We start from the raw sequence: 21,291 nt of genomic DNA on the forward strand, positions 1-21,291 counted from the left end.
CTAAAGGAGTGGATGTTTGTGAAAAAGTTCGTTTTAATTTTTGTTTTTTTATTAGCTATATTAATACCGGCACAAACTGAAACATTGGCAACTCATAATGATCTTCATTATAGTTCTAACAAAAAGGGGATTACAATCATTTTACATAAAGTATATATTAACGGTGAAGTGATTGAAGAAATTTATATTAATCAACACAAAACCTTGGGTCAAGTAAAAAAAGAATTTAAGGGTTGGAAAGTCATAGAAGAAAATGATGATCAAATCGTATTAATGAAAAAAATAAATGACCTTTCACCTACTTTAAAGTCGAAGGGTTATTTAGGTATAAATACAGATGGAGTTTTGAATTTATATATTGGAGAGCCAAGTGGTAATAATATCATTGAATCTTTTTTTCAAATAGATACGAATAAATTAGAAGTAAATAAACAAAAGCAGCTTGAGAAAGGGATTAAAATTTCGACCAAAGATCATTACGATTATCTATTACATTACTTAAAAGAGTATGAAAGAATCGTAAATTGAATTTCGGAATTCGACAATGGTTAATTGGTAACGACTTTCTAAAACTTTCTAAATATAAAAAAATCCACAAAGGTGACTTATTTTCCTTGTGGATTTTTTGTGTTTTTATGATTTAAGTCATTTCTTCTATCTCTAACTTCCTTTTCCTGGTCCCTTTCCCATTCAGTTCGCAAAATTGAATAAACATAAGTATCATGAGCTGTACTTCCTTGTATTAAATACTCGCGTAGTAGACCCTCATTCGTAAATCCTATTTTTTCAAGGAGTTTTTGGGAAGGTATATTTTCTGGATAAACAATTGCTCCAATTCGATTTAGTTGGAGAACATCAAAACCATATGATAATAATGCTTTTAGAGCCTCAGTCGCAAAACCTTTTCTCCAATAGTCTGGATGTAGCTCATAGCCAACTTCGGCCCTTTTGTTTCGTTCTTGGTAAGCAGTAAATCCACATGTTCCGATTAATTTGTTTGTTTCATTATCAATCATTCCCCAACGGATGCCATTGCGCGCTTCATACATTTCTCTAAAATAATGAATTACATCCAATACTTCACTACTATTTTTTAGTGCATCTAGTCCATAATATTTGGTGACATCTTCTCTTGATAATATATTAAACATCCGATTAAGATCAGTGACTTTAATTTCTCTTAAATAAAGTCTCTCTGTCGTTAGAATTGGAAAAATGTTCAAATCGAATGGCCTCCCTATAGATTTTCTTAGTTATCGAGCTTTTACAATTTTGCTATATTTTTTAGTCAGTTAAATCATATATATAAAATTTTTATTTTCGACAGCCGACTATTTTTTTCCTTCTTCTATCTATGGTACAATGGAATACATGTAAAAAGGGGAGAAAACCATGTACGAATACATAATTGGAAAGATAGAATGGGTTGGACCAGAATATATTGTCATTGATCATAATGGAATGGGCTATCAATTATTTACACCTAATCCATATGTTTTTAGACCTTCAAATGAACTCCTAAAAGTTTATACTCATCATTATGTTAGAGAAGATGTTATGATGTTATATGGTTTTAAAACACTAGATGAACGTACTTTATTTCAAAAATTGTTAAGTGTGTCAGGAATCGGTCCTAAAGGTGCCTTGGCAATTGTTGCGACTGGTGAGCCAAATCAAATTGTTCATGCGATAGAAGAAGAGGACGAAGTATTTTTAACAAAATTTCCTGGTGTAGGTAAAAAGACAGCAAGACAAATGATCCTTGATTTAAAAGGAAAACTTGAAAAAGTCTTTGGAGCAGTTCAAGTCGATTTATTTACTGACCTAGATGCAATAGAAGAGAAAGAAAGCGCAGCATCTTCATTGGATGATGCAATTGAAGCTTTGAAAGCATTAGGCTATGCGGAAAAAGAAGTTAAAAAGATCGTACCGTTATTAAAGAATGAAAAACTTTCAACTGATGAATATATTAAAAAAGCACTTCAATTACTATTGCAAGCTAAGAGGTGATGAAAATGGATGACCGAATTTTATCAAGTGAAAGTAGTGGCGAGGAATTTGATCAAGAGCTTTCACTAAGGCCTCAATCATTAAGGGAATATATAGGGCAAGATAAAGTTAAAAAGAATTTGCAAGTTTTTATTGAAGCTGCAAAAATGCGAAATGAGTCTTTAGATCATGTTCTACTATACGGTCCCCCAGGATTAGGTAAAACCACTTTAGCAGCAATTATTGCGAATGAACTAGGTGTTGGATTCAAAACGACTTCAGGACCAGCGATTGAACGACCTGGAGATCTAGCAGCTATTTTGACTTCACTTCAACCAGGTGATGTTTTATTTATCGATGAAATTCACCGACTGCCTCGAACAGTAGAAGAAGTACTTTACCCGGCAATGGAAGATTTTTTCTTTGATATCGTAATTGGAAAAGATGCAACTGCTAGGTCGGTAAGAATTGATTTGCCACCATTTACATTAATAGGAGCAACAACTAGAGCAGGACTTCTTTCTTCACCACTTAGAGATCGTTTTGGAGTATTAAATCGGTTAGAATTTTATACAGTTGAACAGCTAGCATTGATCGTAAAAAGAACAGCAGAGTTATTTGGAATGGAAATTGAAAATAACGCTGCTTTAGAGGTAGCTAGAAGGTCTCGAGGTACACCTCGAATTGCAAATCGTTTATTACGAAGAGTTAGAGATTTTGCTCAAGTTCAAGGAAGTGGAATTATTACCTTTGAAATTGCAAAAGACTCTTTAATTCAAATGCAGGTAGATGAAGCAGGGCTAGATCACATCGATCATAAATTGTTATTAGCTATTATAGAGCGATTTAAGGGCGGTCCTGTTGGGGTTGATACGATTGCAGCTTCAATCGGTGAAGAGTCACAAACAATTGAAGATGTATATGAGCCATATTTACTTCAAATTGGATTTCTTCAGCGGACACCTCGGGGACGAATTGTTACTGATTTAACATACAAACATTTCGGATTGCAGGTGCCGGAGCAATGATTGATTTTTCAAAAATTTTAATTACGTTAGGAATTATCTTATTAGTTGTTGGATTGTTTATTCGATTTGTAGGGAAACTTCCAGGCGATATTTTTATCAAAAAAGGAAATGTATCGTTTTACTTTCCGATTGTAACATGTATTATCATAAGTATTTTACTTTCACTTATTTTTTCTTTATTTGGGAGAAAATAAATGAGTACGAATCAATAGAGTTTGGAAAAGGGAATTGTGGACAATCTCCCTTTCTCCTACTCCTGAAATTTATGAGGTGTATAAAATGGATGTAAATTTATTTGATTTTGATTTACCTGAAGAATTGATTGCTCAGACTCCTTTGTTGGACAGAGAAGCATCGAGACTAATGGTATTACATAAAGAGTCTGGAAATGTAGAGCATAAACAGTTTCCAGATGTGTTAGATTATTTACAAGAGGGCGATTGTTTAGTTTTAAATGAAACAAAAGTCATGCCTGCAAGATTATTTGGTGTGAAAGAAGATACAGGTGCTCAAATTGAAGTATTATTACTTCAACAAGAAGAGCAGGATGTTTGGGAAACATTAGTTAAGCCTGCGAAAAGAGTAAAAGAAGGTACAATCATTTTATTTGGGGATGGCAGATTAAAGGCAGAATGTGTAGGTTCTAGTGATCAAGGTGGAAGAAAATTAAAATTCTATTACGATGGGATTTTTTATGAAATCTTAGACCAATTAGGTGAAATGCCACTTCCTCCATATATTAAAGAAAAATTAGAAGATAGAGATCGTTATCAGACTGTATTTGCAAAAGAAATTGGTTCAGCTGCTGCACCTACGGCTGGTTTACATTTTACAAAAGAACTCTTAGCTAAAGTTCAAGAAAAAGGTGTAAAGTTAGCATTTATTACATTACATGTAGGGTTAGGTACATTTAGACCAGTAAGTGTAGAATCGATTGAAGAACACGATATGCACTCAGAATACTACTATATGTCTGATGAAACGGCTAAACTGTTAAATGAAACGAAAGCAAACGGTGGTAGAATCATTACTGTTGGAACAACATCTACACGCACAGTTGAAACGATTGCTACAGCTAATAACGGTAAGTTTGAAGGGGCTAGTGGTTGGACGTCTATCTTCATTTTCCCGGGATATAAATTTATGGGAATTGACGGGATGATTACGAACTTCCATTTACCAAAATCAACTTTAATTATGCTGATTAGTGCTTTAGCTGGAAGAGAACCAGTTTTATCTGCTTATAAAGAAGCAGTAAATCAAAAATATCGCTTTTTTAGCTTTGGCGATGCAATGTTAATACTTTAAGAATTGAAAGGAATCGAAAAATGACAGCAATTCGTTATGAACATATTAAAACTTGTAAGCAAACAGGTGCGAGATTAGGAATTGTCCATACTCCACATGGTTCATTTGAAACTCCAGCATTTATGCCTGTTGGTACTTTAGCCACTGTTAAAACAATGGCTCCTGAAGATTTAAAAGCAATGGGATCAGGTATTATATTAAGTAATACTTACCATTTATGGTTAAGGCCTGGACATGAGATTATTAAAAAAGCTGGTGGCTTACATAAATTTATGAACTGGGATCGTGCAATCTTAACAGATTCAGGTGGATTCCAAGTATTCAGCTTAAGTCAATTCCGAAAAATTGAAGAAGAAGGCGTACATTTCAGAAATCACTTAAATGGCGATAAATTATTCCTTTCACCAGAAAAGGCGATGGAAATTCAAAATGCATTAGGTTCTGATATCATGATGGCGTTTGATGAGTGTCCACCATATCCTGCTGAGTATGATTATATGAAACGTTCAGTTGAGAGAACTAGCAGATGGGCAGAACGTTGTTTAAATTCACACCAAAGACCAGAGGATCAAGGATTATTTGGTATTGTACAAGGTGGAGAATACGAAGAACTTCGTAAACAATCTGCAAGAGACTTAGTTTCATTAGATTTCCCTGGTTATGCAATTGGTGGGTTATCAGTTGGTGAACCAAAGGATGTAATGAATAGAGTTTTAGAATTTACGACTCCTTTATTACCAACGGATAAACCAAGATATTTAATGGGGGTAGGTTCTCCAGACTCGTTAATCGATGGAGCAATTCGAGGAGTGGATATGTTTGACTGTGTACTTCCAACGCGTATCGCTCGAAATGGTACATGTATGACTAGTGAAGGTCGATTAGTAATTAAGAATGCAAAATATGCAGAGGACTATACTCCACTTGATCCTAATTGTGATTGTTATGCATGTAAAAACTATACAAGAGCATATATCCGTCATTTAATCCGATGTGAAGAGACGTTTGGAATGCGTTTGACTACTTACCATAACTTACATTTTCTGTTACAATTAATGGAACAAGTTCGCCAAGCAATCCGCGAAGACCGTTTAGGTGATTTCCGAGAAGAGTTTTTTGAACAATACGGTTTTAATAAGCCGAACGCTAGGAACTTCTAAAATTTACATATTGAAAGGAAGATTAAGATGGGTAATGGTTTAATGGGGATTTTACCTCTAATATTAATGTTCATAGTTTTCTACTTCTTACTAATCCGTCCACAACAAAAGCGTCAAAAGCAAACAGCTGCTATGCAAGCTGGAATTAGCAAAGGCGATATGGTTGTAACAATCGGTGGGCTACACGGTATAGTTGATGCTGTTAACGAAGAAAATAATACAATTACTTTAAAAACTACTGATGGTTCACGTATGGTATTTGAAAAAAACGCAATTCGTGAAACAAGAACACAAGCTTAATTTTTAATAAATTGTATCGTAAGAAACGCTAGTTCCATTTTGGAAACTAGCGTTTTGTTTATTTTGTAAGAAATTTAAATAATAAAAAACTTGATGATTAGACTGATTACAAGTGCTTGGCGGGCAGTCTGATTAATTATTATAAGATTTATTACTTGCTGCATTCACTCCAAAAATTGAACCTAACATACAAACACCTAAAAAGATACCATGATACATTATTTGTTCCTGTGAAAAAGTTCGGTCATAGCCAAGAAACTGTACAAAAAATACAAAAATAGAATACGCTCCACTTGTTAATAATCCAAGAATCCAACCTTTTTCTTTCCCTTTAGCTCCTGTAACAAAACCACCAATTAACATAACGATAAATGATAGGATAAGAGTTGCTGTTGTGACACTTGCTTCTGTAAGTGAAGTTAGTTTAAGTAATAATGATAAAATCAAACTAATTGACAATACTAATAATAGAATAGTTAAAAAGCCAAAAGAGACAGCTACAGCTGTTTTTTTCATTCATATTCCCCCTTGTACACTCTTTTAATACAAGCATATTCATGAGATGAATTTTTAGAATACTTATAGAGCAATTAGAAATAGTAAAATTCTGAACAAAATTCTACGATTATTTTCTTTATAGAAAATTAGTTGGATTTACAGGTGTTAAGCGCTAGCTGAAAAACATGTTTTTTAAAATCAACAAGTTTTGGATGTGAGGGTAAGTAAAATGGAATTAGGTTCTATGACGATTCGTACCATTTTAATTTATTTAATTATTGCATTTTTCTTTCGGTTAATGGGTAAGAGAGAAATAGGAGAGTTAAGTTTATTAGATTTAGTCGTATACATATTGCTAACTGAAATAGCAGCCATCGGTATCGAAAACCATTCTGATCCAATTATAAAAGTAATCTATCCAATGTTTTTAATTGTCGTTATCCAAATAATCTTTTCCTTAATTTCGCTAAAAAGTGTTAAATTTAGAAAAATATTAGATGGACATCCCGTATTAATCATTAGTAAAGGTAAAGTTTTGGAGAAAGAGATGAAAAAACAAAGATACACATTTGACGATCTATTACTCCAACTTAGAGAGAAGGATATTGGGGACGTACGGGATGTTGATTATGCATTACTAGAGCCTACAGGAAAATTATCAATATTTAAAAAAGAAATTAACGGTGATATAAATTATAGTTCACTCACATTTCCATTAATATTAGATGGTATCGTACAAGAAGATAATTTAAATCAATATCATAAAGATAAACAATGGCTATTAGAACAGTTAAAAAAGCATGGTTATGATGATTTTAAACAAGTAGCTTATTGCAGCTTACGAGCCGGAGAAATATTTTTTGATAAGAAAGATGAATAATGCAGGATCTAGAGATAACTGTATCCTGAAGTGGAAAGTCCATTAATATTTTTTATTATTGTGGTTAGAATGTTTAAATACTTTTGAGTCAAAAGTATGAACACACTGTGTTAAACATGGTACATTAGGTTTCTGATCCTAAATGATCAAGTAGTTTTTTATGTTTTAAATTGAATTAATATAATTTCGCTGAAAAAACTATTAAAAACTTTTTTTTACTAAAATAGTCTTTAAAGAAACCACAAAGTACATTAAATGAAGTGCACCTCCAAATGTTAGACTGTGTTTAACATTTGGGGTACACTTCAAAATTACTTTGAGGTTTTGTAATGTTCTATTGAATTGTCAATTATCTTGTAATTAGCTTTTTAAAGAAAGGAATTCGGATGATCTCATCTTTCTTAACTAGATTAAATAATAAAATTAATAAGAAATACATCAATGTAACAACAGAAATACTTGCTAAGGTTTGTACTAATAATGAAGATGAAAAAACTACATATTCTTTGATGAACTTGCCGACATAAATACAAATACCTAAAATGATTAAACAATAAACATAATCCTTAACAAAAATTGAAAAGTTGATGGCCTTTAATACAGTGAAATAGTGAAGAACTGTTATTGTTACAATACTAATATTCATAGCTAAAGCAACACCGTTGATACCGAACTTTGGATTTGTAGCTAGTAATAAAATACTAGCGATTTTTACGACTGAACCGACAAAGCTATTAATCATAGCTGAATTAGCAAGATTAAGTGCCTGCAATACAGCTTGAAGTGGTCCTTGGAAATAGTAAAAAATAAAGCAAGGTGCTAAAAGTAATATAAAATTCGTAGCTTGGTCACTTTTGTACATTAGTGTTAAAATCGGTGAAGCAAATACGTATAAAATGACAACAGACCAACCGCCTGCAATCATTGAATACCGTAGTGCTTGCTGCAATCTTCTTTCAACAGTTACACGATCTTTTTTGGCCATTGCTTCACTAATCGCTGGTACAAGTGAAGTAGATAGTGCATAAGTAATAAAAGCTGGTAAAAGTAATAGAGGTAGTGCGTACCCTGCAAGTAATCCATATTGTTTAGTTGCAACAGCTGCGGATACCCCTGCAATTGCTAAACTTTGTGAGACAACAATTGGTTCTAAAAACATTGATATTGAACCAATTAAACGACTTCCGGTTGTTGGTAATGCAATACTTAATAAATCGCTAAGCGTTTTTCTTCCATCTTTAATATTGTTCTTAAATCCAGAAATGAACTTTGCATTTTTTTCTTTCTTAAAAACATAAAGCATATAAATTAAGGAAGCTAATTCTCCTAATACAGAAGAGATAATGGCTCCACTAGCGGCAAATTCAACACCATATGGTAAAAAAGTTTTAGTACAAACTGCAACTAGTACTATTCGAACAACTTGTTCAATAACTTGGGAAAAGGAAGAAGGTCGCATATTTTGTACGCCTTGAAAATATCCTCTTAAAACTGATGAGATTGCGATAATTGGAACAACTGGAGCGATGGTAATTAATGGGTACATAGTCCTATCATCCGTTAATAAGTTTTTAGCGATGAAAGGGGATAAAACGATCATTGCTGTTGTAAAAATAATACTTAATATGCCGGTTATTGACATGGAAACAGCTAAAATCTTTTTTATCCGATCTTGTCTATTTTGAGCAACTGCTTCTGCTATTAATTTCGAGATGGCAATTGGTAGGCCGAGCTGTGTAAGCGTCATGACCAAAAATAGTGTCGGGACTGCCATCATAAATAATCCTACGCCCTCTTCACCCATAATTCTTGCTACAACAATTCGATTAAAAAACCCTAATATTCTTGTGATAAGCCCTGCAATAAGTAAAAAAAACGTTCCTCTTAAAAACGTTTGCTTTGTCATTACTTTTACCACCTTCTCAAACAGCCTAGAATGATTTACAATTATATATATGCTAGAAATGTAGGCAAGCATGACAAGTTAGTTCAACATCTAGTAAATGAATGTGAAGGTTTAAAATCATTTTTCTAAAAATACAGAAAATTAGGGGGGAAGAGTATGTCGACTTTTCATCAACAAGCTGCAGAATTTAAACCTAAGCTACAGGTAGTAATTGAAAGTAAACTGGATGAATTTAGAATGCTTGGATTCGATACTGTCAGTGAGGATGACTTATGGGAATGCCTCGAAAGAACCTTATGGCGAAAGAAAGAGGATGAACCAAAGCTTTTTCAACTGGTAGAAGACATACTCTCATTAACTGTAAACGATTATATGAATTATATTCGAATCGAAGCATTTAAATCACCTACTTGGCAGTTTGGGGAGTCAGTTTAACCATTAATTGACAATAAAAAAATTGCATTTGTATAATATAAGAATGAAAACATACCATTTTCGTACTAGAACTTGAACTAGTTAGAGGAGGAAATTCACAACATGGTGAAGCGTAACAGAATTGTTGCCTTCTTCTTAATTATTGCTGTTTTAGCGGCAGTAATCGGCACAACTGTGTTTGGTACCGCCAAAAATATTAAGCTTGGTCTGGATTTACAGGGCGGGTTTGAGGTACTTTACAAAGTTAAGCCGATCAAGAAAGGCGACAAAATTAACAAAAATGTTTTAGTAAGTACAGCAAAAGCTCTTGAAAAACGTGTAAACGTATTAGGAGTAAGTGAACCAAACATTCAAATCGAAGGGAAAGATCGTATTCGTGTACAATTGGCTGGTGTAAAAGATCAAGCTAAAGCACGTGATATTCTTTCTACTGAAGCGAACTTAACAATTCGTGACGTAAATGATAAGGTTCTAATGACTGGGGCGGATTTAAAAGAAGGCGCTTCAAAGCAAACATTTGACCAAATGGGTAAACCTAGTGTATCAATTACGTTTAAGGATGCTTCTAAGGTTAAAGATGTAACAAGTAAAGTGTTAAAAATGGGTGCTCCAAATAATATGATGGTTATTTGGTTAGATTTCAAAGAAGGAGAAGACTCTTTCAAAAAGGAATCTGCAAAAGCAAAGCCTAAATTTTTATCTGCAGCTAGTGTAAATCAAGTATTTACTGACGATTCACTTTCGATTGTTGGTTCTACATTTACGGTTGAGAGTGCAAAAGAACTTTCAGACTTATTAAATGCAGGGGCTCTTCCAGTACACCTAGAAGAATTGTATTCAACATCAATCGGTGCAAAATTTGGTACAGATGCTCTTCATGAAACAATTTTTGCTGGAATTATTGGTGTATCAGTTATTTTCTTATTTATGCTTTATTTCTATCGCTTACCAGGTTTAATCGCAAGCATCATGTTAATGGCTTATACATACGTAACATTACTTGTATTTGACGGTATGAATGCGGTATTAACACTTCCAGGTATTGCGGCATTAATACTAGGTGTTGGTATTGCAGTTGATAACAACATTATTACTTTTGAGAGATTGAAGGACGAGCTTAAACTAGGAAAATCAGTTGCATCTGCGTATCGTGCAGGTAATCAGCGTTCATTTGGAACGATTTTTGATGCTAATATTACAACTTTACTTGCTGCGGTGGTATTGTTCATATTCGGTACAAGCTCAGTAAAAGGATTTGCAACAAGTTTAATTGTTAGTATTTTAGTAAGCTTTTTAACTGCGGTTTTCGGTACTCGTTTATTACTTTCTTTATTAGTTCAAAGTCGTTACTTAAATAATAAGAAAACATGGTTTGGTATTAAACAAAGTGAAATTCTTGGTTTAAATCATAATCTAGCTCACCCTCCTACAAAATATGATAAAGTCGATTTTGTAAGTGTTGGTCGAAAATTTGTTTATTTTTCAATCGTTACAGTAGTTGTCGGAGGTATTCTACTTTCTATTTTCCGATTAAATTTAGGGATTGATTTTGCAAGTGGTACACGAGTAACATTTGAATCAAAATCCGCTGTTACAAAACAAGTTGTTAATGATGAAGTTTCAAAAATGAACTTGAAGCCTGAAAGTATTACTGTTTCTACAAATGATGCAAAAACAGGTTCAATCGTATTTAAAGGTGTATTAACAAAAGACCAGATTAATGATTTGAAAAAGGATTTTACAGCGAAATTTGGGGTAGAACCAAACGTAAGTACAGTAGATCCAGTTGTTGGGAGAGAATTAGCGGCTAATGCCATTAAAGCATTAATTATCGCATCAGCAGGTATTATTCTTTATGTATCATTACGTTTCCAATTCTCATATGCAATTGCTTCAGTAATTGCCCTACTACATGATGCATTCTTCATTGTTGTAGTATTTAGTATTTTTAGGTTAGAAGTAGATATCACTTTCATCGCTGCAGTTCTAACGATTGTTGGTTATTCGATAAATGACTCGATCGTTACATTTGACCGAGTTCGTGAAAATATGAAGCTTAAGAAGAAAATTCGTTCTAGAGAAGAATTGAAACAAGTCGTAAATGAATCAATTCGTCAAACTTTAGGTCGTTCTGTTAAAACCGTTCTTACTGTACTATTAGCAGTACTTGCATTGCTTTTATTCGGAAGTCATGCAATTCTTAACTTCTCACTTGCATTATTAATAGGATTAGTTGTCGGAACATATTCTTCAATCTTTATCGCTTCACAAATTTGGTTATTTATTAAAGGTCGCCAGCTTGATAAAAATCAAGTAATCGATGTTGAAGAGGCTAAATAAATTTAAAAAGAGTATAAGCTCATGCTTATACTCTTTTTTGTTTTAAATTCATTATGATTTGAAGATACTAATATAATGTGTTAATAATGATAAGTGTATTTTTTAAGAGTAACAAAAAAGGAAGTAGGTAAAGTATATGGAACAGGAAGAGCGTTATAAGGAAGCCAAAAAAGGGGCTTATATCGGAATATATGGAAATTTACTTCTAGCTATTGTTAAAGCAATTATAGGATATATTGGAAATAGTAAAGCGTTAATGGCCGATGCAGTCCATTCAGCGTCAGATGTGGTTGGCTCGATAGCGGTTTTATTTGGTTTAAGGGCTGCTAAAATGCCACCTGACGAGGATCATCCATATGGCCATGGTAAGGCTGAATCAATCGCTGCAATTATTGTTGCTGTACTATTATTTATCGTTGGAATTGAAATAACTAAATCTTCTATAACTGCATTTTTTAAGCCAGTCCATCCACCTGAGCTAATCGCTTTATTAGCAGCTTTTATATCTATATTTTTAAAAGAATGGATGTTTCGCTATAAATATGCTTTAGGGAAAAGGTTAAATAGTGACGCAATTATCGCTAATGCATATGAACATCGTTCTGATGTATACTCATCTGCAGCAGCTATGGTTGGTATTGGTTTAGCAATTCTTGGTACTAAATTTAATATACCTGTACTTTTATATGCAGACCCTGCGGCCGGAGTTATTGTAGCCATTATGATATTAAAAATGGCTTGGGATATTGGAGCAGAATCAATACATACGACAATGGATCATGTCCTTCATGAAGAAGATATTGAACCATATAAAGAAGTTGTTAGGAACGTAGAAGGAGTTAAAGAGATAAATTCTCTCTATGCAAGGGAACACGGCTATTACGTCATAATCGATATAAAAGTTTCAGTAGATCCATATATAACGGTTGAAGAAGGGCATAAGATTGGTAAAAATGTTAAAGCAAAGTTGATGGAACAAAAAGATGTGGAAAATGTTTTTGTCCATATTAATCCATATAATGATAAAAATAACTCTTTCATCCAATAAGTTTACTTTAGTATAATAGTACAGTTAGGGGTGAGAGTATTGTTAAAGTCAAAAGCACGTTGGAAACCGAAATTATCGAATCACCAAGAAGAACAATTATTAAGTAAAGAATTACAGATTTCCCCTCTATTAGCTAAGCTACTTGTAACTCGTGGATTTAATACAGTAGATGCAGCAAGTAAGTTTTTATATGAAGATCAAATGAGCTTTCATGACCCGTTTTTATTAGAGGGTATGGATATTGCAATTGACAGAGTATTTCAAGCAATTGAAGAAGATGAAAAAATATTAATATTTGGCGATTATGATGCAGATGGAGTTAGCAGTACTTCAGTATTGTATTTAACATTAATCGAACTAGAAGCAAAAGTAAATTTTTATATACCAAATCGTTTTACTGAAGGGTATGGTCCAAATAAGAATGCATTTAAATGGGCGAACGATCAAGGTTATTCATTAATTATTACTGTAGATACAGGTATTTCCGCAGCAGAGGAAGTTGATTTTGCAAATGAACTAGGGATGGATGTAATTATTACGGATCATCATGAACCACCTGAGGAATTACCAAACGCAATTGCAATTATTCACCCAAAGCTAAGTCCTAGCTATCCTTTTAAAGAATTAGCAGGCGTAGGAGTTGTGTTTAAATTCGCTTCCGCATTATTAGGTAGGGAGCCAGAGGAATATTTGGAACTAGTTTCTATTGGGACGGTTGCAGATTTGGTACCTTTAGTTGATGAAAATCGTTTAATCGTAAAAAAAGGTGTAAGGCAACTGAAGCAAACTCAGCGTGAAGGACTAAGAGCTCTTTTAGAAATTAGTGGAACTACAACAGATTCAATTACTGAAGAAACAATTGGATTTGCAATTGGTCCTAGAATCAACGCAGTTGGTAGACTTGGTGATGCTAAGCCTGCAGTAGATTTAGTTTTAGAAAATGATAGAGCACTTGCTAAAAAAAGAGCGGAGCAAATTGAAATTCTAAATAAGGAACGTCAAGAATTAGTTTCACGTATGACAGAAGAGGCAATTAAGCAAGTTAACGAACTTGATTCATCTTGTTCAAATAAGGTGATTATTGTCGTAAAAGAAGGCTGGAATGCAGGAGTAGTAGGAATCGTTGCTTCGAAATTAGTTGACCGCTTTTACAAACCAGTAATTGTTCTAAGTATTGATCATGAAAAAGGAATAGCAAAAGGTTCTGCAAGGAGCATTGAAGGTTTTTCCCTATTTGAAAACTTAACAAAATGTAAAGATATTTTACCTCATTTTGGCGGTCATACACTTGCTGCTGGTATGACATTGGCTATTGAAGATGTCGAGTTATTAAGACATCGTTTAAATGAATATGCAGACCAAATAATGACAGATGAAGATTTTATCCCATTAAAAGAAGTCGATTTAAAATGTCAGGCTAGTGAAGTTTCAATCTCATTTATTAATGAATTAAATATGCTGGCACCTTTTGGGATGCATAATCCAAAACCTGTTTTAGAAATAAACGAGGTTGATGCTCTAAATATTAAACAAATCGGTAATGAAGGTGCACATCTTAAAGTACAACTAAAAGATGACGTTACATTCCTTGATGCTGTAGGATTCGGATTTGGACATGTTGCCAATGAAATTGCAACAGGATCAAAAGTATCGTGCCTAGGAATGGCTTCTATTAACGAATGGAATGGTAAACGCAAGCCACAGTTAATGATTCATGATATTAAAGTAAATCATTGGCAGTTATTTGACTTAAGAGGTCAAGAGCCACACCGATTAACTTTGCCTCATACAGAAGAAAAATTCATATTTTTACATCAATCATCAAATGAATATGAAAATTTAAAGACTAAATATCCTATTTCTACGTTTATTGCATATGAAGATGTACTAAACTTAGATATTAATATACAAAATAATTATGTGATCCTACTTGATTTACCTAGTTCTGAAAATGATTTGAAAGAGGTTTTTCGAAAAGGATTATCAGAACGTATCTACTTAATTTTTAATCAAGAAGAATTACATTTCTTCTCACCAATACCGAGTAGAGAAAGCTTTAAAAAATTCTATTCAATCTTAGCAAATACCAATCCATTTGACATGAACATGTATGAAGTGGCATTATGTCGTAAGATGGGATGGAAAAAAGAACAAGTCGATTTTATGACAAAGGTGTTTTTTGATTTAGAATTTGTTACAATAGAGGATGGAAAAATTCGTTTGTTGCCACAAACTGAGAAGAAAGATCTCTCTTTATCTAATACGTATGCAAAAAAATTAGCTAGTATTGAACTAGAACGTTTATTTCTGTACTCAAAATGTGATGAATTAACTACATTTTTTCAAAATATGAAAAGTCATTTTTCCGAAAATGGGGAGGCACTTATTTAATGAATTTAAAAGATTATATAACGATCGTACCGGACTGGCCGAAAGAAGGCGTTCAGTTTAAAGATATTTCATCATTAATGAATGATGGAAAAGCTTATAAAGAAGCAACTGATCAAATCGTAGCTTATGCGAAAGAAAAAGATGTTGATTTAGTAGTTGGACCAGAGGCTCGTGGGTTTATCGTTGGTTGTCCAATTTCTTACGCTTTAGAAATAGGTTTTGCACCTGTTCGTAAACCAGGTAAATTACCTCGTGAAGTTATTAGCTACAACTACGATTTAGAATACGGTACAAATACGTTAACAATGCATAAAGATGCTATTAAACCAGGTCAACGTGTTCTGATCACTGATGATTTATTAGCTACTGGTGGTACGATCGAGGCTACAATCAAACTAGTTGAAGAATTAGGTGGAATTGTAGTTGGAATTGCTTTCTTAATTGAGCTTTCTTACTTAGAAGGTCGTAAAAAATTAGAAGGCTATGATATATTTACACTAATGACATATTAATTTTTAACATATGATAATGTTATCCAAACAGGGTACTCTGATAAATCAGAGTGCTCTTTTTCTATCAAAGATTTGCAAAAAAAAATGAAATTTGACGACTCCTGCTTTACAAAAAACGAAATTTTCATGATAATAAAAGAAATAATGATTTAAGGTGATTAGATGGCTACTGAGCAAGTTTTGACAGCAGAACAGGTTTTAGAGCAAGCGACCCATTATTTAAAAGAAGATGATGTGGCGTTTATTAAACGTGCTTATGAATATGCTCGTGATGCACATAGTGAGCAATTTCGTAAGTCAGGTGAACCATATATTATACACCCGGTTCAAGTAGCAGGTATCCTTGTTGGCTTAGAGATGGATGCTACAACCATTAGTGCTGGGTTTCTTCATGATGTAGTAGAGGATACTGAAGTGTCTAAAGAGGACTTAGAGAACCAATTTGGCAAAGAAGTATCTATGCTTGTTGATGGTGTAACAAAGTTAGGTAAAATCAAGTTTAAATCGAAGGAAGAACAGCAAGCTGAAAATCATCGCAAAATGTTTGTAGCGATGGCACAGGACTTGAGAGTAATATTGATTAAATTAGCCGATCGCCTTCACAATATGAGAACGTTAAAACACTTACCTCAAGAAAAACGTATGCGAATTGCGAATGAAACGTTAGAAATATTTGCACCGCTAGCTCATCGACTAGGGATTAGTAAAGTAAAGTGGGAGCTTGAAGATACAGCATTACGCTATTTAAATCCACAACAATACTATCGAATCGTTAACTTAATGAAGCGAAAAAGAGCAGAGCGCGAGCAATATTTAGAAGAGGTAATAAACGAAATCTCAACACAACTTGAAGATGTAGAAATTAAAACAGAAATTTCCGGACGTCCTAAGCATATTTATAGCATTTATCATAAAATGGCTAAACAGAATAAACAATTTAACGAGATATATGACTTATTAGCCGTACGTGTAATTGTTAATAGTATTAAAGATTGCTACGCTGTATTAGGCGTTATTCATACATGCTGGAAACCAATGCCAGGTCGTTTTAAAGATTATATTGCAATGCCTAAGGCAAATCTTTATCAATCTCTTCATACGACTGTAATCGGACCAAAAGGTGAACCACTAGAAGTACAAATTCGTACACAAGAAATGCACCAAATTGCTGAATATGGTGTTGCAGCACACTGGGCATATAAAGAGGATAATGCTAATCTTCCTTCACAAAAAACTTTAGAAAATAAATTAAGTTGGTTCCGTGAAATTATCGAATGGCAAGATAATTCTACAAATGCAGAAGAGTTCATGGAATCAGTAAAAATGGACCTTTTCTCTGATATGGTTTTTGTATTTACTCCAAAAGGTGATGTTTTTGAATTACCACTAGGATCTGTTCCAATCGATTTTGCTTACCGAATTCACTCTGAAATCGGAAATAAAACAATTGGTTCAAAGGTAAATGGAAAAATGGTACCACTTGATTATAAACTGAAAACCGGTGATATCGTTGAGATTATGACATCGAAGCATTCGTATGGACCTAGCCAAGATTGGTTAAAGGTAGCTCAGTCTTCACATGCTAAAAATAAAATACGTCAATATTTTAAAAAACAAAGAAGAGAAGAGAATGTTGAAAAAGGTAAGGAATTAGTTGAAAAAGAAATTAAAGCTTTAGAATGTGATTTAAAAGAAGTTTTAACGTCTGAAAATTTAAAACGCGTCGCAGAGAAATTTAATTTCTCTAATGCTGAAGATATGTATGCAGCCGTTGGATACAATGGAATTACTGCAACTCAGATTGCTCACCGTTTAACAGATAAATTCCGTAAACGTACTGAAATTGAACTAGAAGACCGATTAAAAGAACTTTCTTCGGACCTTAAAAAAGCTCCATCACGTCGTAAAGATGCTGGCATTTCTGTAAAAGGTGTAGATAATTTATTAATTCGTTTATCAAAATGCTGTAATCCTGTACCTGGTGATGATATTGTTGGCTATATCACAAAAGGCAGAGGAATCTCAGTTCATCGAAGCGATTGTGTAAACATGTTAAATGATAGTGAAGAAGATCGCTTTATTGAAGTTGATTGGGAAGAAAGCCCGACGTTTGAACGTGATTATAACGTCGATATAGAAATTTTCGGTTACGATCGTCGAGGTCTTTTAAATGAAGTTCTATCAGTAGTAAATGAAACAAAAACGAATATCTCATCAGTAACAGGAAAAAATGATCGAAATAAAATGGCAACTATTACAATGAGTTTGTCTATTCGTAATATAAACCACCTGCAAAAAGTAGTGGATAAGGTTAAACAAATTCCAGACATTTACTCTGTGAGACGTATTTTCCACTAATAGGAGGTGCCACTTATGAAAGTATTATTACAGCGCACAAAAGAAGCAAAAGTAGTAGTGGACGGACAAGTAGTAGGTCAAATACCTAAAGGGTTATTATTGTTAGTCGGAATAACGCATGAAGACACTATAGAAGATGTTAAATATTGTGCGGACAAAGCAGTTAACCTGAGAATATTTGAAGATGAACTAGGAAAAATGAACTTATCATTAATTGATGTTGGAGGCCAGATTCTATCCGTATCTCAATTCACTTTATATGGCGATACGAGAAAAGGTAGACGTCCAAGCTTCACAGATGCAGCTAAGCCAGAAATCGCAAACGAATTATATGAATATTTTAATTCATATTTACGTGAACAAGGATACGAAGTACAAACAGGCATTTTTGGTGCAGATATGGATGTAACATTTACAAACTGGGGACCAATTACAATTATGATTGAAAGTAAATAAGCCAATCTTTGACCTCCTTTTCCAAAAAAGGAGGCATTTTTTTTGATCGATTTAATTATTAAAATAATATCTTCATTTAGCGAATAGAATGAAGTACCCGGGTTCTTATAAAGAATATAGAGGAGGTAGCTATATGGACATAATTACAATCGTGTTAATTCTTATCGCTGGTGTAATTTTGTTTACAATCCTCAAAAGTTTCTTTAAAGCACTTTTATTTGTTATTTTAATCATCCTAGTTTATTACGGATTAATGTATTTCATAGACGGATCAGTTGAAAGTATACAATCTAGTTTAAGAATATTTCATTAAACCATGGTGTGTACCATGGTTTTTTTTAGTTGAGATGAAGATTTTAAGAAATGGAAATTGCTAATAAAAATAGGAATCGTAAGTAAAACCCTTGAATGGCAAATAAAATTAGGGAATGGTAAATAATACCCTGGAATAGCAAATAAAATTAGGGAATGGCAAATAAAACCCTGGAATAGAAAATAAAAAACGGGAATGACAAATAAAAATCAAGAATTACAATTAAAAATCGAGAATCGCCATTAAAAATCAGAAATCGCAATAAAACCCTGATAATCACAATTAATTATAATAGTTTTATGTAATTATCAATAAAAACATCTAATTTATTAAATAAAATACGTTCTAGAATATCGATATAAAATACTACTCAAATTTTATCAAATACCACCTTGTTTTCTCCGAATCCATAGAACTAAATAAGTGAAGTAAAAAAATACTAATTCAAGTATAAGCTTCCAAAGTTTTCCACAATATTTAATTGTTTAATCTATTAATTATTTGGACATCCTATATAACAACATACTTGGAAGGAGACTGCAGCATGAGAATAAATAATCGTAATAGTCTAGGATCAGGTAGAAAAGGTGTTTTGAATATGGATTTTCATGAGTTTCAAAATAGGGGACAAGAATCCAATTCATTAGAGATGGCAAGTGAGTTTGGTTTAACTTTAAGAGAAGTGCGTGATTTAAAAAGACAGTTGGAGCGTTCGTAAAAAAAATTTAACTGTTCTTGACATTTGGTGTATCCGAACGTAAGATATTAAATAACATATTGATACATAGTAACATTCCATAGACGGAGAAAAGTAGGATAGAAACTCTTGTAGAGAGAGGAAGTGCCGTGGCTGAGAGCATTTCCACAAGTAGACTATTTGAAAGACACTCCCGAGGCTTTATTCTGAACGATTTCTAGTAAGGATAAACGTAATCGGCGTTAACGATGAAAGTGGGAGAACAGTTTATTGTTCTTCAATTAGGGTGGCACCACGGGCTTATAACTCTCGTCCCTACTGTTTTTATTTCAGTAGGCACGAGGGTTTTTTGTATTTATAAAGGTTTATTATTTAGGAGGATTTACAATGTCGATTAATATCCCAAGAGGAACTCAGGATCTTTTACCTGGTACGATTGAAAAATGGCAGTATATTGAAAAGTTTGCACGAGACTTATGCAAACGATATAACTATAACGAAATTCGTACACCAATCTTTGAACATACTGAATTATTCCAACGTGGAGTTGGCGATACAACGGATATTGTTCAAAAAGAAATGTACACATTTACTGATCGTGGAGATCGTCAATTAACATTACGTCCAGAAGGAACTGCGTCAATCGCTCGTTCGTATGTTGAAAATAAAATGTACGGAAATAGCAATCAACCTACTAAGTTGTACTATATCGGTCCTATGTTCCGTTATGAACGTCCACAGGCTGGTCGCTATCGTCAGTTCGTACAATTCGGTATCGAAGCTTTAGGTAGTAATGATCCATCTATCGATGCAGAAGTATTAGCTCTATCAATGGATTTATATCGTGGTCTTGGATTGAAAAACGTTAAGTTAGTTCTTAATAGTTTAGGTGACTTAGAAAGCCGTAAAGCACATCGTGAGGCGCTTGTGAATCATTTTAAACCGGTAGCACATGAACTATGCAGTGATTGTAATAATCGTTTAGAAACTAATCCATTACGTGTTTTAGATTGTAAAAAGGATCACGATCACCCTTCAATGAAGACAGCACCATCCATTTTAGACTATTTAAATGAAGAATCAATGAACTATTTCGAAGCTGTTCAATCTTATTTAACAGCTATGAAAATACCGTTTGAGATCGATGCAAATTTAGTACGTGGTTTAGATTATTATAATCACACTGTATTTGAAATTATGTTAGAAGGTAAAGGATTCGGTACAATTTCAACTTTAAGTGGTGGTGGTCGCTATAACGGATTAGTTGAAGAAATCGGTGGCCCTAATACTCCTGGTATTGGTTTCGCATTAAGTATCGAGCGTTTAATATTAGCTCTTGAAACAGAAGGAATCGAACTTCCAATCCAACAAGAAATGGATGTATTCCTAATTGGACTTGGAGAAGAAGTGAAAAAAGAAACAACTGCAATTTTATATCAATTGCGTAAAGCTGGTCTTGTTTGTGAAAAAGATTACCAAGATCGTAAAATAAAAGCGCAATTCAAAGCAGCGGAACGTTATAAAGCAAAATTTGTAGCAGTTCTAGGTGAAGACGAATTATCTCGAGGAGTCATTAATTTAAAAGACCAAGAGACTGGTGTACAAGAAGAAGTTGCATTAGACATCTTTGTAAAATACGTAAGCTCTAAATAATCAAATGGGGGAATTGAAA

The 21,291-nt window shown here is 33.5% G+C and carries 21 protein-coding genes and 1 other annotated feature; of the genes, 18 read left to right on the top strand and 3 right to left on the bottom strand.

Annotated elements, in window-relative coordinates; genetic code table 11:
• The first annotated feature begins 18 nt into the window (after window positions 1–18).
• The gene (locus RAH41_RS03830) at window positions 19–528 is read left to right on the top strand and encodes a BofC C-terminal domain-containing protein (protein WP_331220793.1); all 510 of its coding nucleotides are present in this window, start codon (window positions 19–21) and stop codon (window positions 526–528) included.
• 77 nt (window positions 529–605) lie between these two features.
• Here RAH41_RS03830 and RAH41_RS03835 read toward each other — a convergent pair whose 3' ends face one another.
• Window positions 606–1,223, bottom strand: a complete 618-nt coding sequence (locus tag RAH41_RS03835) for a GNAT family protein (protein ID WP_331220795.1) — start codon at window positions 1,221–1,223, stop codon at window positions 606–608.
• 169 nt (window positions 1,224–1,392) lie between these two features.
• On the opposite strand from RAH41_RS03835, the gene ruvA reads away from it, so the two are divergent.
• The 6 genes from ruvA to yajC all read left to right on the top strand — a co-directional run bounded on the left by ruvA (window position 1,393) and on the right by yajC (window position 5,785).
• Window positions 1,393–2,010 carry a Holliday junction branch migration protein RuvA gene (ruvA, locus tag RAH41_RS03840; protein WP_331220797.1) on the top strand — a complete coding sequence of 206 codons (618 nt, stop codon included), beginning with the start codon at window positions 1,393–1,395 and terminating at the stop codon, window positions 2,008–2,010.
• Window positions 2,011–2,015: 5 nt separating this feature from the next.
• A complete protein-coding gene (ruvB, locus tag RAH41_RS03845) occupies window positions 2,016–3,017 on the top strand; it encodes a Holliday junction branch migration DNA helicase RuvB (protein WP_331220798.1) in 1,002 nt (333 codons plus the stop codon).
• Entirely contained in the window at window positions 3,014–3,211 is a 198-nt protein-coding gene (locus RAH41_RS03850; protein WP_331220799.1) for a DUF2905 domain-containing protein, read from the top strand. Before ruvB ends, RAH41_RS03850 begins: the two co-directional genes overlap by 4 nt.
• Before the next feature lie 85 nt (window positions 3,212–3,296).
• Entirely contained in the window at window positions 3,297–4,325 is a 1,029-nt protein-coding gene (queA, locus tag RAH41_RS03855) for a tRNA preQ1(34) S-adenosylmethionine ribosyltransferase-isomerase QueA (protein ID WP_331220800.1), read from the top strand.
• A 20-nt stretch (window positions 4,326–4,345) separates the two neighbouring features.
• Window positions 4,346–5,485 (top strand): tRNA guanosine(34) transglycosylase Tgt, encoded by a 1,140-nt coding sequence (tgt, locus tag RAH41_RS03860; protein WP_331220801.1) that lies wholly within the window; start codon window positions 4,346–4,348, stop codon window positions 5,483–5,485.
• A gap of 27 nt (window positions 5,486–5,512) precedes the next feature.
• Window positions 5,513–5,785 (top strand): preprotein translocase subunit YajC, encoded by a 273-nt coding sequence (yajC, locus tag RAH41_RS03865; RefSeq protein ID WP_331220803.1) that lies wholly within the window; start codon window positions 5,513–5,515, stop codon window positions 5,783–5,785.
• 132 nt (window positions 5,786–5,917) lie between these two features.
• Here yajC and RAH41_RS03870 read toward each other — a convergent pair whose 3' ends face one another.
• Window positions 5,918–6,301, bottom strand: coding sequence for a TIGR04086 family membrane protein (locus RAH41_RS03870; RefSeq protein WP_331220805.1), 384 nt, complete (start codon window positions 6,299–6,301; stop codon window positions 5,918–5,920).
• A gap of 211 nt (window positions 6,302–6,512) precedes the next feature.
• On the opposite strand from RAH41_RS03870, the gene RAH41_RS03875 reads away from it, so the two are divergent.
• The gene (locus RAH41_RS03875; RefSeq protein WP_331220806.1) at window positions 6,513–7,163 is read left to right on the top strand and encodes a DUF421 domain-containing protein; all 651 of its coding nucleotides are present in this window, start codon (window positions 6,513–6,515) and stop codon (window positions 7,161–7,163) included.
• A 349-nt stretch (window positions 7,164–7,512) separates the two neighbouring features.
• Here RAH41_RS03875 and spoVB read toward each other — a convergent pair whose 3' ends face one another.
• Window positions 7,513–9,069, bottom strand: a complete 1,557-nt coding sequence (gene spoVB / locus RAH41_RS03880; protein ID WP_331220807.1) for a stage V sporulation protein B — start codon at window positions 9,067–9,069, stop codon at window positions 7,513–7,515.
• A gap of 156 nt (window positions 9,070–9,225) precedes the next feature.
• Here spoVB and RAH41_RS03885 point away from each other — a divergent pair, with 156 nt between their 5' ends.
• The 10 genes from RAH41_RS03885 (at window position 9,226) to hisS (ending at window position 21,272) form a co-directional block, all read left to right on the top strand.
• Window positions 9,226–9,504: a post-transcriptional regulator gene (locus RAH41_RS03885; protein ID WP_069035158.1), complete on the top strand. Its 279-nt coding sequence runs from the start codon at window positions 9,226–9,228 to the stop codon at window positions 9,502–9,504.
• A 102-nt stretch (window positions 9,505–9,606) separates the two neighbouring features.
• The gene (secDF, locus tag RAH41_RS03890) at window positions 9,607–11,844 is read left to right on the top strand and encodes a protein translocase subunit SecDF (RefSeq protein ID WP_331220812.1); all 2,238 of its coding nucleotides are present in this window, start codon (window positions 9,607–9,609) and stop codon (window positions 11,842–11,844) included.
• A 136-nt stretch (window positions 11,845–11,980) separates the two neighbouring features.
• Window positions 11,981–12,892 (top strand): cation diffusion facilitator family transporter, encoded by a 912-nt coding sequence (locus tag RAH41_RS03895; protein ID WP_331220814.1) that lies wholly within the window; start codon window positions 11,981–11,983, stop codon window positions 12,890–12,892.
• A 39-nt stretch (window positions 12,893–12,931) separates the two neighbouring features.
• Complete coding sequence (gene recJ / locus RAH41_RS03900; protein WP_331220816.1) at window positions 12,932–15,283, top strand: single-stranded-DNA-specific exonuclease RecJ; 2,352 nt, start codon at window positions 12,932–12,934, stop codon at window positions 15,281–15,283.
• Complete coding sequence (locus tag RAH41_RS03905; RefSeq protein ID WP_331220818.1) at window positions 15,283–15,795, top strand: adenine phosphoribosyltransferase; 513 nt, start codon at window positions 15,283–15,285, stop codon at window positions 15,793–15,795. The genes recJ and RAH41_RS03905 overlap by 1 nt, the downstream gene beginning before the upstream one ends.
• Window positions 15,796–15,957: 162 nt before the next feature.
• Window positions 15,958–18,153 (top strand): bifunctional (p)ppGpp synthetase/guanosine-3',5'-bis(diphosphate) 3'-pyrophosphohydrolase, encoded by a 2,196-nt coding sequence (locus tag RAH41_RS03910; RefSeq protein WP_331220820.1) that lies wholly within the window; start codon window positions 15,958–15,960, stop codon window positions 18,151–18,153.
• Window positions 18,154–18,168: 15 nt separating this feature from the next.
• A complete protein-coding gene (gene dtd / locus RAH41_RS03915; RefSeq protein ID WP_331220822.1) occupies window positions 18,169–18,609 on the top strand; it encodes a D-aminoacyl-tRNA deacylase in 441 nt (146 codons plus the stop codon).
• A 133-nt stretch (window positions 18,610–18,742) separates the two neighbouring features.
• A complete protein-coding gene (locus RAH41_RS03920) occupies window positions 18,743–18,922 on the top strand; it encodes a hypothetical protein (RefSeq protein WP_097978435.1) in 180 nt (59 codons plus the stop codon).
• Window positions 18,923–19,466: 544 nt separating this feature from the next.
• Window positions 19,467–19,640 carry a hypothetical protein gene (locus tag RAH41_RS03925; RefSeq protein ID WP_088013656.1) on the top strand — a complete coding sequence of 58 codons (174 nt, stop codon included), beginning with the start codon at window positions 19,467–19,469 and terminating at the stop codon, window positions 19,638–19,640.
• A 71-nt stretch (window positions 19,641–19,711) separates the two neighbouring features.
• Window positions 19,712–19,939 (top strand) — a binding site (T-box leader).
• A 67-nt stretch (window positions 19,940–20,006) separates the two neighbouring features.
• Entirely contained in the window at window positions 20,007–21,272 is a 1,266-nt protein-coding gene (gene hisS / locus RAH41_RS03930) for a histidine--tRNA ligase (RefSeq protein WP_331220826.1), read from the top strand.
• Window positions 21,273–21,291: the final 19 nt, after the last annotated feature.

The sequence above is a fragment of the Gottfriedia acidiceleris genome (genome assembly GCF_036421055.1).
Classification (GTDB): domain Bacteria; phylum Bacillota; class Bacilli; order Bacillales; family Bacillaceae_G; genus Gottfriedia; species Gottfriedia acidiceleris_C.

What these genes read in the sequence shown, in the direction of transcription:
- RAH41_RS03905 (WP_331220818.1), top strand. Translation starts at nt 15,283, where the DNA reads ATGAATTTAAAAGATTATATAACGATCGTACCGGACTGGCCGAAAGAA.
- RAH41_RS03895 (WP_331220814.1), top strand. Translation starts at nt 11,981, where the DNA reads ATGGAACAGGAAGAGCGTTATAAGGAAGCCAAAAAAGGGGCTTATATC.
- yajC (WP_331220803.1), top strand. Translation starts at nt 5,513, where the DNA reads ATGGGTAATGGTTTAATGGGGATTTTACCTCTAATATTAATGTTCATA.
- ruvB (WP_331220798.1), top strand. Translation starts at nt 2,016, where the DNA reads ATGGATGACCGAATTTTATCAAGTGAAAGTAGTGGCGAGGAATTTGAT.
- ruvA (WP_331220797.1), top strand. Translation starts at nt 1,393, where the DNA reads ATGTACGAATACATAATTGGAAAGATAGAATGGGTTGGACCAGAATAT.
- RAH41_RS03920 (WP_097978435.1), top strand. Translation starts at nt 18,743, where the DNA reads ATGGACATAATTACAATCGTGTTAATTCTTATCGCTGGTGTAATTTTG.
- RAH41_RS03875 (WP_331220806.1), top strand. Translation starts at nt 6,513, where the DNA reads ATGGAATTAGGTTCTATGACGATTCGTACCATTTTAATTTATTTAATT.
- RAH41_RS03870 (WP_331220805.1), bottom strand. Translation starts at nt 6,301, where the DNA reads ATGAAAAAAACAGCTGTAGCTGTCTCTTTTGGCTTTTTAACTATTCTA.
- queA (WP_331220800.1), top strand. Translation starts at nt 3,297, where the DNA reads ATGGATGTAAATTTATTTGATTTTGATTTACCTGAAGAATTGATTGCT.
- spoVB (WP_331220807.1), bottom strand. Translation starts at nt 9,069, where the DNA reads ATGACAAAGCAAACGTTTTTAAGAGGAACGTTTTTTTTACTTATTGCA.
- hisS (WP_331220826.1), top strand. Translation starts at nt 20,007, where the DNA reads ATGTCGATTAATATCCCAAGAGGAACTCAGGATCTTTTACCTGGTACG.
- RAH41_RS03850 (WP_331220799.1), top strand. Translation starts at nt 3,014, where the DNA reads ATGATTGATTTTTCAAAAATTTTAATTACGTTAGGAATTATCTTATTA.
- RAH41_RS03885 (WP_069035158.1), top strand. Translation starts at nt 9,226, where the DNA reads ATGTCGACTTTTCATCAACAAGCTGCAGAATTTAAACCTAAGCTACAG.
- RAH41_RS03910 (WP_331220820.1), top strand. Translation starts at nt 15,958, where the DNA reads ATGGCTACTGAGCAAGTTTTGACAGCAGAACAGGTTTTAGAGCAAGCG.
- tgt (WP_331220801.1), top strand. Translation starts at nt 4,346, where the DNA reads ATGACAGCAATTCGTTATGAACATATTAAAACTTGTAAGCAAACAGGT.
- secDF (WP_331220812.1), top strand. Translation starts at nt 9,607, where the DNA reads ATGGTGAAGCGTAACAGAATTGTTGCCTTCTTCTTAATTATTGCTGTT.
- dtd (WP_331220822.1), top strand. Translation starts at nt 18,169, where the DNA reads ATGAAAGTATTATTACAGCGCACAAAAGAAGCAAAAGTAGTAGTGGAC.
- RAH41_RS03925 (WP_088013656.1), top strand. Translation starts at nt 19,467, where the DNA reads ATGAGAATAAATAATCGTAATAGTCTAGGATCAGGTAGAAAAGGTGTT.